At 68.7% G+C, this 13,483-nt stretch carries 12 protein-coding genes; 6 read left to right on the forward strand and 6 right to left on the reverse strand.

Features of this window, described 5'->3' with window-relative positions; translation table 11 throughout:
* Window positions 1-75 precede the first annotated feature (75 nt).
* Together ACW14X_RS06280 and ACW14X_RS06285 are read left to right on the forward strand one after the other, a co-directional pair.
* Window positions 76-1,002 (forward strand): endonuclease/exonuclease/phosphatase family protein, encoded by a 927-nt coding sequence (locus ACW14X_RS06280; protein ID WP_457165054.1) that lies wholly within the window; start codon window positions 76-78, stop codon window positions 1,000-1,002.
* Between the two features lie 47 nt (window positions 1,003-1,049).
* The gene (locus tag ACW14X_RS06285) at window positions 1,050-1,808 is read left to right on the forward strand and encodes a septum formation family protein (protein WP_457165055.1); all 759 of its coding nucleotides are present in this window, start codon (window positions 1,050-1,052) and stop codon (window positions 1,806-1,808) included.
* Window positions 1,809-1,827: 19 nt separating this feature from the next.
* On the opposite strand, the gene ACW14X_RS06290 is transcribed toward ACW14X_RS06285, so the two are convergent.
* Window positions 1,828-2,196: a nuclear transport factor 2 family protein gene (locus tag ACW14X_RS06290; RefSeq protein WP_160024648.1), complete on the reverse strand. Its 369-nt coding sequence runs from the start codon at window positions 2,194-2,196 to the stop codon at window positions 1,828-1,830.
* 48 nt (window positions 2,197-2,244) lie between these two features.
* On the opposite strand from ACW14X_RS06290, the gene ACW14X_RS06295 reads away from it, so the two are divergent.
* From ACW14X_RS06295 to ACW14X_RS06305, 3 genes are all read left to right on the forward strand, one after another.
* On the forward strand, window positions 2,245-2,667 hold the full coding sequence (locus ACW14X_RS06295) for a GNAT family N-acetyltransferase (protein ID WP_400470412.1): 423 nt from the start codon (window positions 2,245-2,247) through the stop codon (window positions 2,665-2,667).
* A 51-nt stretch (window positions 2,668-2,718) separates the two neighbouring features.
* A complete protein-coding gene (locus tag ACW14X_RS06300; RefSeq protein WP_160024650.1) occupies window positions 2,719-3,102 on the forward strand; it encodes a RidA family protein in 384 nt (127 codons plus the stop codon).
* A 72-nt stretch (window positions 3,103-3,174) separates the two neighbouring features.
* Window positions 3,175-3,852, forward strand: coding sequence for a hypothetical protein (locus ACW14X_RS06305; protein ID WP_457165056.1), 678 nt, complete (start codon window positions 3,175-3,177; stop codon window positions 3,850-3,852).
* Between the two features lie 118 nt (window positions 3,853-3,970).
* On the opposite strand, the gene ACW14X_RS06310 is transcribed toward ACW14X_RS06305, so the two are convergent.
* Window positions 3,971-5,941 (reverse strand): TIGR03960 family B12-binding radical SAM protein, encoded by a 1,971-nt coding sequence (locus ACW14X_RS06310; protein ID WP_201451078.1) that lies wholly within the window; start codon window positions 5,939-5,941, stop codon window positions 3,971-3,973.
* 97 nt (window positions 5,942-6,038) lie between these two features.
* On the opposite strand from ACW14X_RS06310, the gene ACW14X_RS06315 reads away from it, so the two are divergent.
* Window positions 6,039-6,713, forward strand: coding sequence for a class I SAM-dependent methyltransferase (locus ACW14X_RS06315; RefSeq protein ID WP_457165057.1), 675 nt, complete (start codon window positions 6,039-6,041; stop codon window positions 6,711-6,713).
* Window positions 6,714-6,783: 70 nt separating this feature from the next.
* Here ACW14X_RS06315 and ACW14X_RS06320 read toward each other — a convergent pair whose 3' ends face one another.
* From ACW14X_RS06320 to mrdA, 4 genes are all read right to left on the reverse strand, one after another.
* Window positions 6,784-8,001, reverse strand: coding sequence for a S8 family peptidase (locus ACW14X_RS06320; protein WP_350837414.1), 1,218 nt, complete (start codon window positions 7,999-8,001; stop codon window positions 6,784-6,786).
* Window positions 8,002-8,362: 361 nt separating this feature from the next.
* The gene (locus tag ACW14X_RS06325; protein WP_350837412.1) at window positions 8,363-10,045 is read right to left on the reverse strand and encodes a S8 family peptidase; all 1,683 of its coding nucleotides are present in this window, start codon (window positions 10,043-10,045) and stop codon (window positions 8,363-8,365) included.
* 93 nt (window positions 10,046-10,138) lie between these two features.
* Window positions 10,139-11,362 carry a rod shape-determining protein RodA gene (gene rodA / locus ACW14X_RS06330; RefSeq protein ID WP_160024655.1) on the reverse strand — a complete coding sequence of 408 codons (1,224 nt, stop codon included), beginning with the start codon at window positions 11,360-11,362 and terminating at the stop codon, window positions 10,139-10,141.
* An 18-nt stretch (window positions 11,363-11,380) separates the two neighbouring features.
* Window positions 11,381-13,483 (reverse strand): penicillin-binding protein 2, encoded by a 2,103-nt coding sequence (gene mrdA, locus ACW14X_RS06335; RefSeq protein WP_160024656.1) that lies wholly within the window; start codon window positions 13,481-13,483, stop codon window positions 11,381-11,383.

The following is a 13,483-nucleotide window of genomic DNA, read 5'->3' on the forward strand; positions in this document are numbered from 1 at the left end:
GAGACTCGCGCGGTGAGCCACCACAGAAGCAGGAAGTTCTCGGTACGCCTCAAGGAACTTTTGCCGATCTTCGCGGTGGTTCTGACGGTCGGCGCCATCGCCGCCCTGACCGTCCTCGCGCCCCGGCTGAGCGACTCCAGGCAGGCATCCGCGGACGCCTCCTCCTCGCCGAGCGCCGATCCCGAGGCCAGCCCGTCGGCCTCCGCCTCGGCGTCGTCGAAGCCGCTGCCGAAGTTCAAGACGCTCGACGCACCGCCGACGATCGACAAGGCCCCGAAGAAGCCGAAGATCGACCCGTGCGCGGTCCCGCGCAACCTGACCGTGATGACCTTCAACATCAAGGGCGGCCGGGTCTCCCCCGGCGAGCTCGGCGGCATCGCGAGCGTGATCCGGGCCTCGGGCGCCGACGTCGTACTCCTCCAGGAGGTCGACCAGAACCGCCGCCGCTCCGGCAACGTCGACCAGCCGGCGATCATCGCCTCGCACCTGGGCATGCAGTCGGTCTTCGGCGCCAACGCCTACATCACCGATCGCGGCGGCTACGGCACCGCGATCCTGTCGCGCTTCCCCATCGCCGAGTCCGGCAACACCCACCTGCCCAACCGCGACGGCAAGGAGCAGCGTGGCGTGCTCCGGGCCAACATCATGGTCGAGGGTCAGCGACTGGTCGTCTTCAACACCCACCTCGACCACACCTCCGACTCGCTGCGGCAGGCCCAGATCGGTGCGGTCATGGCCAAGGTGAACGCCTACGACGGCGCCAAGCTCCTCGGCGGCGACCTCAACGCCGGTGACGGCTCCAGCGTCCTGGGCACCGCACTGGCCACGCTGTCCGACGCCGGCGCCTCTCTCGGCGCCAGCCACGACGGCGGCGGCCGCGTCGACTACCTGCTCCCCAACTCCTGGCTCTCCGCCGGCGACGGCAACGTCACCCCCACCGGCCTCTCCGACCACCACGCGGTCAGCATCGACTTCGCCATGCGCGGCGCCGCGGACTGCTAGGACGGATTTTCCGCGGCGCGGGATCGTCCGCTGTGGGACCATCGAGAATGTCCTCCAACGCGCCGCCTCCGGGGTACGGCTCCGACCCGTACCAGCAGGTGGTGCCCGGCAGCCCGACTCCACCACCACCTCCTCCTCCTCCTCCTCCGCCGCCGCCGCCTGAGCAGCCCCCGTCGCAGACGATGGCCGTCGTCGCCCTCGTCCTGTGCTGCATCGTCTTCGTGCCGCTCGCGATGATCGTCGGCATCGGCCTCGCGATCGCGGTGCTGGTCAAGTCCACGCCCGGGCGGAACTACGGCACCGGAAAGGCGATCACCGGCATCGCGATCGGCGTGTGTGGGCTGATCATCTCGATCGGGCTGTTCGCGTGGCTCTCCTCGATGCGGACCGGCTCCAACGTCGACCGCGACGAGGACGGATCCGCCACCTCCAGCGGTACGGTGCTGACCACCGCGCTGCGGGTCGGCGACTGCTTCAACAGCAAGGCCGAGGTGCCCGAGACCGAGGTGGTCATGGTGGGCACCGTCGACCTGGTTCCCTGCGCCGAGTCCCACGACTGGGAGGCTTTCCACGGCTTCGAGCTCGAGGACGGCCGATGGCCCGGGGACGCGGAGGTCGCACGCCTCGCGGAGGGCGGATGTGTCGAGGCCTTCTCGGGCTTCACCGGCCAGGCCTACGAGGAGAGCACCCTCGAGGTGTACTTCTTCCTCCCCGTCGCGGAGAGCTGGGCCGAAGGCGACCGCGAGGTGCTGTGCAACGTCGGCACCGGGACGCCGACGACCGGGTCGCTGGAGGGCTCGCCGTGACGACGGACCCCGGCCGGCGTCAGTAGCGCTCGACCGACACGGTCCGCTCGGGCGGGTCGTACGCCTCCGGCCAGAAGTCGGTGACACGTGTGATCCGTCCGGCGTCGATCTCGAGGAACGTCTGCGACTGACCCGACTCGTCGCCCATCCGCCAGTCGAACCAGACCACCGCGCGCTCGTCGTCGGCGATCACCACCTTCGGTGTCAGGTGCCACTCTCCGGGATAGGTCTGATTGAACTCGAGGAACGACGCGCGCCCCTTGATCAGCTCGCGCGTCTGCGGCATGTCGTAGACGACGTCGGCGGCCAGCAGCGCCGTCCAGGCGTCCCAGTCCCGCGCCTCGAGGAGCTCGAGATATCTGCGTCCCAGTGCACTGTTGTCCGACATGGCGGCAACCTACCGGTGGTCGAGCGAGCGCGTGGGAGACTTCCCGCCGTGATCGAGTTGCGCCCAGCGGTAGTTGCTGACGTCCCCTCACTTCTGGAGCTGTGGGAGGTGGCCGCGGAGAACGACTCGCGGCCGACGGACTCCGCGGTGAAGGTCGAGACGCTGATCGCGCGCGACCCGGAGGCCTGCACGGTCGCCGTCACCGAGGAGGGCCGCATCGTCGGCTCGTTGATCTCAGGCTGGGACGGCTGGCGCGCCCACCTCTACCGGCTGGCGGTCCACCCCGACGTACGCCGCCAGGGGCTGGCCCGTCGCCTCCTGGACCACGCCGAGACCCGCCTCGTGGCGCTCGGCGCGGGCCGGATCGACGCGATGGTCCTGGAGGGCAACGACCTGGGACAGTCGCTATGGAAGAGCTCGGGCTACGAGTCACAGGCCGAGTGGCGCCGCTGGGTCCGCCCGGTCGGCTGAGCGGCGGGTAACCGGTCGCCAAAGGGACCGAGTCGGGTCTACCTTCATCGGATGGATTTCCTGACTCCCGAAGACCTTCCCGCACCCGCCGGCTACAGCCACGCGGTGATCACCGACCCCGGCGCCCGGCTGGTCGTGACCTCGGGCCAGGTCGGTGTCACCGACGAGGGCGCCGTGGCCGACGGCTGGGAAGCGCAGACCCGGCAGACCTTCGTCAACCTCGGCGTGGCCCTGGCTGCTGCGGGCGCGAGCTGGGCGGACGTGGTGAAGCTGACCTACTTCGTCGTCTCCACCACCGAGCTGCCGCTGATCCGGTCGGTGCGCGACGAGTTCGTCGACCTCGCGCACCCGCCGGCCAGCTCGCTGGTCCAGGTCGCCGGCCTCTTCCGCCCCGACGTACTCATCGAGATCGAGGCGACCGCCGCCATCAGCTGACCGGTCAGCCAGATCGGGTACGCCGACTCATTCCGGGGACGCCCAGGCGCTCGACGCCCTAGCCTCCGCGCCATGGATCACCCGCCGGCGGCGCTCAGCCCACAGGCCGAACAGTCGTCGCACCTGGCCTGGGTCGCTCTGGCGCTCACCTTGGTGTGGGTTCCTCCGCTCGGTCTGCTGATCGGTCCTCTGGACACGTTCTTGGGCCTGGCGTGCACATTCGGCGGCACGACCCTCGCCATCGTTGTGCTCCTGCGCTCACGCCACGGCGTCGACCACGGCAAGGTGCCGGCGTCGATCGCCTTGGCAAGTGCCGCGCTGCACCTGGCTGTCACTCTTGCGCTCGGCCTGATCCTGGTGACGACCACAGAAGCCATAGACGTTCCCGTGGTTGCGGAGGACGATATCGACATGGCGGAGGATCCCGGTTGGCCCGTTCCTCCGGAAGAATCCGTCACCGGGGACTGCCTGCTGAGTATCGAGAGCCCAACCCTCACCTCCTGCGACGAGCCTCACCGGGTGGAGGTCGCGGGCACCTACACGCTTGCCGACAAGGGCTGGTTCGAGGATGCGGAGGCCGAGGCTGATCCGCTCTGCTCCAACGCCGTAGCGAAGTACCTCGGTATCTCCGAGGACGAGGCTGCCTGGCGCTACGGATTCTCCGTCTCCGGAGACGAGCCCTACGTGGTCTCCTGCTGGGCCGTCTCCGAAGACTCCGTCACCGGCACGATGCGCGCCAATCGACCCTGACCAGGACCTATGCCGTCACAATCCCCCATGTGCGGGGAAATGACAGCTGAAGTCGCGCCGGTCCCTGCCACTTCCATGCACATGCGCGAAGGTGACGCCTCCAGGCGAGTCGTACGACTCAGACCACGCTGAGCGGCAGCAGCTTCTTGCCGGTCGGGCCGATCTGGATGTCGGTGTTCATCTCCGGGCAGACGCCGCAGTCGTAGCACGGGGTCCAGCGGCAGTCCTCGACCTCGATGTCCTCGCCGTCGGCGACGGCGAGGGCGTCTTCCCAGTCGGCCCAGAGCCAGTCCTTGTCGAGGCCGGAGTCGAGGTGGTCCCAGGGGAGGATCTCGTCGTACTCACGCTCACGGGTGGTGTACCAGTCGAGGTCGACGCCGGTGCCGGCGAGACCGGTCTCGGCGGCGGTCATCCAGCGGTCGTAGGAGAAGTGCTCGCTCCAGCCGTCGAAGCGGCCGCCGTCGCGCCAGACGTGCTCGATGATGCGGCCGACCCGACGATCGCCGCGGGACAGCAGGCCCTCGACGATGCCGGGCTTACCGTCGTGGTAGCGGAACCCGATCGCGCGGCCGAACTTCTTGTCGGCACGGACCACGTCGCGCAGCTTCTGCAGCCGCTCGTCGGTGGTCTCGTGGTCGAGCTGGGAGGCCCACTGGAAGGGGGTGTGGGGCTTGGGTACGAAGCCACCGATCGAGACGGTGCAGCGGATGTCGTTGCGGCCCGAGACCTCGCGGCCCTTGGCGATGACCTTCTTCGCCAGCTCGGCGATCTGGAGGACGTCCTCGTCGGTCTCGGTCGGCAGACCGCACATGAAGTAGAGCTTCACCTGGCGCCAGCCGTGGGAGTACGCGGCACCGACGGTGCGGATCAGGTCCTCCTCGGTGACCATCTTGTTGATCACCTTGCGCATCCGCTCCGAGCCACCCTCGGGGGCGAAGGTCAGGCCGGAGCGACGGCCGTTGCGGGAGAACTCGTTGGCCAGGGTGATGTTGAAGGCGTCGACACGGGTCGAGGGCAGCGATAGCGACACGTTGGTGCCCTCGTAGCGGTCGGCCAGGCCGGTCGCTACGTCACCGATCTCGGTGTGGTCCGCCGAGCTCAGCGAGAGCAGGCCGACCTCCTCGAAACCGGACTTCCGGATCCCGTTCTCGACCATGTCGCCGATGGTGGTGATCGAGCGCTCGCGCACCGGGCGGGTGATCATCCCGGCCTGGCAGAAGCGGCAGCCACGCGTGCAGCCGCGGAAGATCTCCACGGAGAACCGCTCGTGGACGGTCTCGGCGAGCGGCACCAGCGGGTTGCGCGGGTAGGGCCAGGCGTCGAGGTCCATCAAGGTGTGCTTGCGCACCCGCCACGGGATGTCGGGGCGGTTGGGAACCACTGCCTCGATCTGGCCGTCGGCGGCGTAGTTCACGTCGTAGAACTTCGGGACGTATACGGCGCCGGAGACGGCGAGTCGCCGCAGCAGCTCGTCGCGGCCGCCGGGGCGGCCGTCGTTCTTCCACTCGCGCACGACCTCGGAGATCTTGAGCACGACCTCCTCGCCGTCGCCGAGCACGGCAGCGTCGAGGAAGTCGGCGATCGGCTCCGGGTTGAACGCGGCGTGGCCGCCGGCGAGCACCACCGGGTCGTCGTCGCCGCGGTCGACCGCATGCAGCGGGATCCCGGCGAGGTCGAGCGCGTTGAGCATGTTGGTGTAGCCGAGCTCGGTCGAGAACGAGAGCCCGAACACGTCGAACGCCTTCACCGGACGGTGGGCGTCGACGGTGAACTGCGGGATCGGCCCGTGCTCGTCGCCCTCGCGCATGATCTTCTCGAGGTCGGGCCACACCGCGTAGGTGCGCTCGGCGGCGATCCAGTCACGCTCGTTGAGCACCTCGTAGAGGATCTGGACACCCTGGTTGGGCAGGCCGACCTCGTAGGCGTCGGGGTACATCAGCGCCCACCGCACCTCGACCTCGTCCCACTTCTTGACGGTCGAGTTGAGCTCCCCACCGACGTACTGGATCGGCTTGGACACCAGCGCCAGGCGCGGCTCCAGCCGAGGGAAGACAGACTCAGGAACGAGGTCGCTCTGGGCGACGGTCACGATGGGCACCTCAAAGCTCGGGAACGATCAACCCCAAGCGTACGCCGCCTCCTGACTCCCCTACCAAACCTGGCGTCGCGAGGACAGAATGCCAGGCATGGCTTTGCGTACGTGGGCAGGAGAGTTCGCCGGAGGGACCGTGGCAACAGGCATGGCCAGGCTCAACGCCCGGCATCCCTGGAGCCACAACGACCACTTCCACAGCTGGATCCTCGCGAACCTGCCGGCGCGGCGCCGCGGCGCGCTGGACGTCGGCTGTGGACGCGGTGAGCTCGTCGCGTCGCTGTCGCCGCGGTTCGAGACGGTCCGCGGGAACGATCGCGACGAGGAGATGCGGCGACACGCCGCCGCCCGCTGCGCGGCTCTCGCCAATGTCACCGTCGACGGTCGCCCCTGGGCCGAGACCACCGGGCCGGTCGACCTGGTCACGATGGTCGCAGTTCTGCACCATCTGGACGTGGCCGCCGCACTCGCTGATGTGCGCCGTCTCCTGGAGCCGGGAGGGCGGTTCCTGGCGGTCGGCCTCGCACCGCCCCGCAGCGCGACGGACCACCTCTGGGACCTCGCCTCGGCCGTGACCAACCCGGTGATCGGCTACGTCAAGCATCCGTGGCCGTCGGCCGACGGCACACCCTTCGCGCCGGTCCCGATCAAGGACCCGACGATGCCCTTCGACGAGCTGCGCGAGACCGTCCGAGAGGTCCTGCCCGGTGCCTCGATCCGCCGCCGCCTCGGGTTCCGGCACACCATCGAGTGGACCAAGCCGTCGTAGCGGCGCGGAAATGGGTGTTGGGGCCGCCCCTCCCGGACGGCCCCAACACCCTGACCTCAGAGCCGGTGGCTCAGAACAGCGTGGTGAGCAGCAGGTTCGGGGAACCGGTGCCCGGGTTGGTGACCACGTCGGGGGTGGCGGCGCCGGTCAGGCCCGTGGCGACGTCGGCCGGGGTGGCCGACGGGTTCGCCTCGAGGAAGAGCGCGGCGGCGCCGGCGACGTGAGGGGTCGCCATCGACGTACCGGAGATGGTGTTGGTCGCGCCGTCGTTCCAGGCCGAGGTGATGTCGACGCCGGGGGCGAAGATGTCGAGGCACTCACCGGTGTTGGAGAAGTCCGCGGCGGCGTCGGTGTCGTCGGTGGCACCGACGGTGATCGCCTCCGGGACGGCCGCCGGCGAGGAACCGCAGGCGTCCGAGCTCTCGTTGCCGGCCGCGACGGCGTACGTCACACCGTCGGCGATCGAGGCCTGGACGGCCGCGTCGAGAGCGGCGTCGTTGCCGCCGCCGAGCGACATGTTGGCGACGGCCGGGCCGTCGGTGTGGTTCTCAGTGACCCACTCGATGCCCGCGACGACGCCCTCGGTGGTGCCGGAGCCCTGATCGTCGAGCACGCGGACCGGAACGATCGTGGCCTCCTTGGCCAGACCGTAGGTGGTGCCGGCGACGGTGCCCGCGACGTGGGTGCCGTGGCCGTTGCCGTCGGTCGGGTCGGTGTCGCCGTCGACCGCGTCGAAGCCCTCACCGATCCGGCCGCTGAACTCCGAGTGGTCGGTCGCGACGCCGGTGTCGATGATGTAGGCGGTCACGCCCTTGCCGGTCTGCTCGTAGTGGTAGTTCTTGTCGAGCGGCAGCGCGGCCTGATCGACCCGGTCCAGGCCCCAGGTCGGGTCCGCCTGGTCACCCTGGGTGGTGTAGCGGTGGTTGGCCTGCACGTAGGCCACGTCCGGGTTGGAGCGGACCTCTTCGAGCGCCTTCTTGTCGAGCGAGGCCGAGAAGCCGTTGAACGCCGTGTTGAAGACCTCCCGTACGTCGCCACCGGCCTCGCGGGCGTCGCTGCGCACCGACTTGGCCTCGGACCTGGCCACGTCGCTGCGACCCTGCTTCTCCATCACGACGATGTACTCACCCTCGATTGCGGTCGAGGCGTCCGTGCCGCGCAGCGGTGCCGGACTGTCCGCGGCACCTGCCGGGACGGTGAAGGCGATCGCCGAGGCTGCTGCTCCCACAGCCACGGCGGAGATGACTGCCGGCGCCTTGAAGGCCCGGTTCTTGATGGTTCGGTTCACGAACTGACTCCCGTCATCGTGCGGCCCGATGGGGCCACAACCATTCATTGCACCGGACTTGGGAACCGCCTGTAGGCGGTCCCACGCGCAGACGTCGCACGTGCCGGCCGAACGCCCTGCGCCCTCCCTACGGCCGCAACCCGAAGCGTTCGGTCAACCACGTAATCACGTTACGTAGGACCCGTAACGACCCAACTCTTCGCATTGCAGCAACGTGCAGATACCAAAGGTGAACACCTGTAAACAGGCCATAAACAGGGCAGGAAAAATGGCCTTTCACCAACACACCGGGCCGCCCGCGTTACGCGAGCGACCCGGCGTGGTCAGGCCTCAGGTCAGGCCGTCAGATGAGTGCCCGAGATCAGGCGATGGAGGTGTCGTCGATCAGGAAGCTGGTCCCGAGCGAGGAGTCCTCGGTGCCGGTGAACGTCAGCGTGACGGTGCTGCCGGCGAAGGACCCGAGCGAGAACGACTTCAACGAGTACGACGAGCTCGCGTTCAGGTTGGAGTACGTCGCCAGCGTCGTCGACCCGACCTTGACGGTCAGCTTGTCGTAGGCCGTCGAGGTGGTCGTCTCGTTGGTGATCACCCGCAGGTAGAACGACAGGGTCTTACCGGTCGTGGGCAGGGTGACCGACTGCGACAGCGTGTCGGTGCGAGCGGTGCCATAGCCGTTCAGCCACGCCTTGTAGGAGCCCGTACGCGCCGGCGCGCCGCTCGAGTTGTCGATCACGCCGGAGGAGGCGGTCCAGCCGGTCGCGCCCGACTCGAAGCCCGGGTTGGTCAGCAGGTTGCCCGTGGTCGGCGGGTCCGTCGGGTCGGTGCCACCGCTCCACAGCGAGTAGAGGAGGCGGTTGGGTGAACCGGTCCCGGGCGAGGTGACCACGCCGGTGGTGGCGTTGGCGTTGATCGCCGAGGCGACGGCGGAGGCCGATGCCGTCGGGTTCGCCTGCAGGTAGAGCGCTGCCACTCCGGCGACGTGCGGGGTCGCCATCGACGTACCGGAGATCGTGTTGGTCGCCGTGTTGGAGGTGTGCCACGCCGAGGTGATCGAGGAGCCCGGGGCGAACAGGTCGACGCACGAGCCGATGTTGGAGAAGCTCGACCGGGCGTCGGTGTTGGTCGTCGAGCCGACGGTCAGGGCTCCGGCCACCCGGGCGGGCGAGCCGTTGCACGCGTTCGCACCGGAGTCGTTGCCCGCGGCCACGGCGTAGGTGACGCCGTCCGCCATCGAGCTGGAGACCGCGGAGTCGAGGGTCGAGGAGACCCCGCCACCGAGCGACATGTTGGCGACCGCCGGACCGGAGGTGTGGTTGGAGGTCACCCAGTTCACACCCGCGATCACGCCGGCGGTCGTGCCGGACCCGGAGGCGTCGAGGACACGGACGGGCACGAGGGTGACGTTCTTGGCGACACCGTACGTCGACCCGCCGACGGTGCCGGCGACGTGGGTGCCGTGGCCGTTCTCGTCCTCGGTGCTGGACCCGATGGCCGTGTAGCCGGAGGTCACCCGGCCACCGAAGTCCGCGTGCGCGGACCGGATGCCGGTGTCGATGATGTACGCCTTCACACCCGAGCCGGTGTAGTCGTAGTGGTAGTTCGAGTTCAGCGGCAGGTTGCGCTGGTCGATCCGGTTGAGCCCCCAGGTCGGGTTGGCCTGGTCGCCGCTGGCCTTCACGACCTGGTTGGCCTCGATGTAGTCGACATCGGGGTTGCTGCGGAGCGCGTCGAGCGCATCGGCGTCGAGCGTGGCGGAGAATCCGGTGATCGCCTTGTCGTAGGCGTACTTCACCGAGCCACCCTTCTCCTTGGCGAGCGCCCGGGCGTCGGCGGCGTTGGCCTTGGCCGCCGCACCGTTGCCCTTCATCACGACGATGTAGGAGTTGTCGATGGCCGTCGACTTCTCGGCACCGATCAGCGGTGCCGGACTGTCGGCTGCGCCGGCGGGACCGGACATGGCCAGGATGGTGGTGGCGGCACCGACGGCGGTGACCGTCGCTGCTGCCAGTGCGCCGAGGCGCTGGATTCTGTGGGGTCGGTTCACGATTACTGCTCCCGTCGTCAAGCAGCCTCGGGATGAGGGCTGCAAGGGGTAACAGATGCCCTGTAGGGCAACCGGGAGGGAACGTAATCGAGTTTAATTTCGATGAAACGCGACATCTTTTCGCACTGCAGCAACCTGCAGGCGATCACGCGAGCGGAGGTCCTGAAGTGGTCCGGACCGGTCCAGACCGGTGCGCCGCGAACGGGCCGAGATGCCGAGCAGCAGACCCACCGCCAGCAGTGCCGCGATCATCGAGGAACCGCCGTAGGAAACCAGGGGCAGCGGGACCCCGGTGACCGGCATGATGCCCAGGCACATGCCGATGTTCTGGAAGCTCTGGATGCCGAGCCAGCACACGATCCCGGCCGCCGCCACCCGCCCGAAGAGGTCGTCGGTACGCGCCGCGATCCGCAGTCCGCGCCACAGGACAACACCGATCAGCCCGATCACCAGCAGCGAGCCGACCAGCCCGAGCTCCTCCCCCACGACCGTGAAGATGAAGTCGGTGTGCTGCTCGGGGACGAAGCCCGCACGGGCCTGCGAGCCCTGGAACAGACCCTGTCCGAAGATGCCGCCGTCGCCGATCGCGATCCGCGCCTGCTGGACGTTGTAGCCCGCGCCGCGAGGATCCAGCGACGGATCGGTGAACGCCATGAACCGGTTGATCTGGTACTGCTTCAGCACCCCGGTCGCGACCACCGTCGTGGCACCCGCGACGCCGGCCAACGCCAGCAGCGCGAGCCATCGCCGCGGTGTGCCCGCGGCCGCGAGCACGCAAAAGACCGTCACACCGAGCACCAGCGTGGTGCCGAGGTCGGGCTGGAGCAGGACCAGGACGATCGGCACCGCCGCGACCAGGATCATCGCGACCACGTCGCCCAGCGACACCCGTGCCCGCCAGCGGCCCTCGCTGCGCTCGGCCAGGACCAGCGCCATCGCGATGACGACGGCCAGCTTGGCCAGCTCCGACGGCTGGACCTGCACCGGCCCGAGGACCACCCACGACTTCGATCCGTTGACCGTGGAGCCCATCACGAGCACCAGCACCAGGCCCACCACCGCGCCCAGGTAGACCACCGGCGTCAGGAGCCGGACCCAGCGGTGGTTGGTCGCGACCACGCCCACCATCAGCACCAGCCCGGCGGCCACGTTGATCGCCTGTTTGCGCAGGTAGGCGGTGGTGTCGCCACCGGTGATCGCGTCCCGGTGGATGGTCGCGGACCAGACCAGCAGCACCGAGAGCGACACCAGGACCAGCACCGCGCCCAGGAGGACCAGGTCGATGCGGCGTACGAAGGCCATCACGTCGTTCTTCATGCTCTGCCCCTCAACCCCTCAGTCCTTCGGGGCGACGATCGAGCCGTCGGCGCCGAACGCGGGCAGGTTCCTGGGTGGGTCGATGCCCCGGATCGCGGCCTTGTCGGGCCGCACCTCGGCGCCGCCCTCCTCGATCCCGTAGAGCGACTCCCACAGCTTGCGTACGGCATCGCCCACCGAGCCCGAGCCGGTGCCACCCTGGGATATGGTCATGATGACGACGTACTTCTTGTTGTACGTCGCGACCCAGCCGGTCGTCTGCTTGCCGGTGACCTCGGCGGTGCCGGTCTTGCCGCGCACCTTCACCTCGTCGAGCGGGAACCCGCCGAACTTCCAGGCAAGGGAACCCGACTGGGGAGTGCCGAGCAGCGCCTCGTTGACGTAGTCGATGCTCTTGGCCGACATCTTCACCTTGCCGGCGACCTTGGGATCGATCCTCTCGACCACCGTCCCGTCGCCGCTGACGACCGCCTTCCCGATCCTGGGCTCGTAGAGGGTGCCGCCGTTGGCCAGGGACGCGTAGGCCCGAGCGAGCTGGATCGGGGTGACCATGGTGTCGCCCTGGCCGATGGAGAAGTTCACCGCGTCGCCGGTGCGGTAGTAGTTGCCCTCGATACAGAATTCGTGGGCGAAGAGCTGCAGGAAGTCGGTGGGGGCGTTCTTCTTCTCGTCCATCCGGCAGTAGTAGCCCTTCATGGCCTGGTAGTACTCGGCCTTCCACTTCCGGTCCGCGATCCGGCCCGTCGACTCCCCCGGCAGGTCGATGCCGGTGCGCTTGCCGAAGCCAAAGGCCTTGGCGGTCTCCACCAGCGGGTCCTTGGCGTTGACGTCGGCGGGGTTGGAGCCGTACTTCTGCCAGTAGTGGACCCCGACCTGGTAGAAGAACGTGTTGCAGGAGACCTGGAGCGCCTTGGCGAAGTCGATGAACCCGTAGGCGCCCGACTCGTAGTTCTTGAACACCCGGTTGCCCACCTGAAGCCCGCTGGAGCAGTTGAGCAGGGTGTCGCGGCTGTAGCCGTTGTTGAGCGCGCCGACCGTCATGAACGGCTTCCACGTCGAACCCGGCGCGAACTGACCCTGCGTCGCCCGTGGCAACAGCGGGTAGCCCGCCTTCTCGGAGTAGAGCCTGTCGAGCTGCTTCTGGGTGATCCCGCCGACCCATTCCTCGGGGTCGTACGTCGGCTGGTTGGCCATCGCGACCAGTCGACCGGTCTGCGCCTCCATGACCACGACCGAGCCGGAGTCGGCCTCGAAGTTGCGGCCGGAGATCTTGTCGAAGGTGTTGCGCGCGGTCTCGATCGACTCGGCGAGCAGCTTCTCGGCACGGCCCTGCACCTTGGCGTCGATGCTGGTCACCAGCGTGTCGCCGGGCTGGGAGGCGACCGAGTCACCGCGCCCGATCTCTCGGCCGAGCGAGTCGACGGTGACGGTGTCGTAGCCGGGCATCCCGCGCAGCCACTGGTCGTACTCCTTCTCGACACCGGAGCGACCGACCATCGAGGTGATGTTGAGCGACTCGTCGCCGCGCTCCTTGGCGTTGTCGTTCTCGTCCTCGGTGATCGGGGAGAGATAGCCGAGCACGCCGGCGGCGTTGATGCCGAAGGGGCTCGGGTAGGAGCGCAGCGTCTGCTTCTCCGCGACCACCCCGGGGAAGTCCTCGGGCTGCTCGAGGATGCGCAGCGCGGTCGACTCGGAGACGTCGGTGGCGATCGGGACCGGCTGGTAGCGGGTGCCGGACCAGTTGGCGATCGCCTCGTCCTGCTTCTTCGGGGACACGTCGACGGCCTTGGCGACGCGAGCCATCAGCGTCTTCCTGTCGTCGTCGTCGAGCCCGTCGAGCACGCCCTGGTCGAGGCTGACCACCCAGGCGGAGCGGTTGGTCACCATCGGTCGACCCTGGGCGTCGACGATGATGCCGCGCACCGGCTGGCGCACGATCTCGCGCTTGGACTGCGAGGCCGCGGCAGCCTGATAGGCGTCGCCGTGGCGTACCTGCAGGTAGAAGAGCCTGACCCCCAGCGTGGCCAGCAGCGAGAAGACGAGCGCCTGGATCACGATCAGCCGCAGCCGGCTGACCTGCGCGGTGGAGAGTCGGGCCCCCCGAGACGTGCTCCGCGGCAT

This window comes from Nocardioides sp. YJ-D4, from assembly GCF_054031495.1.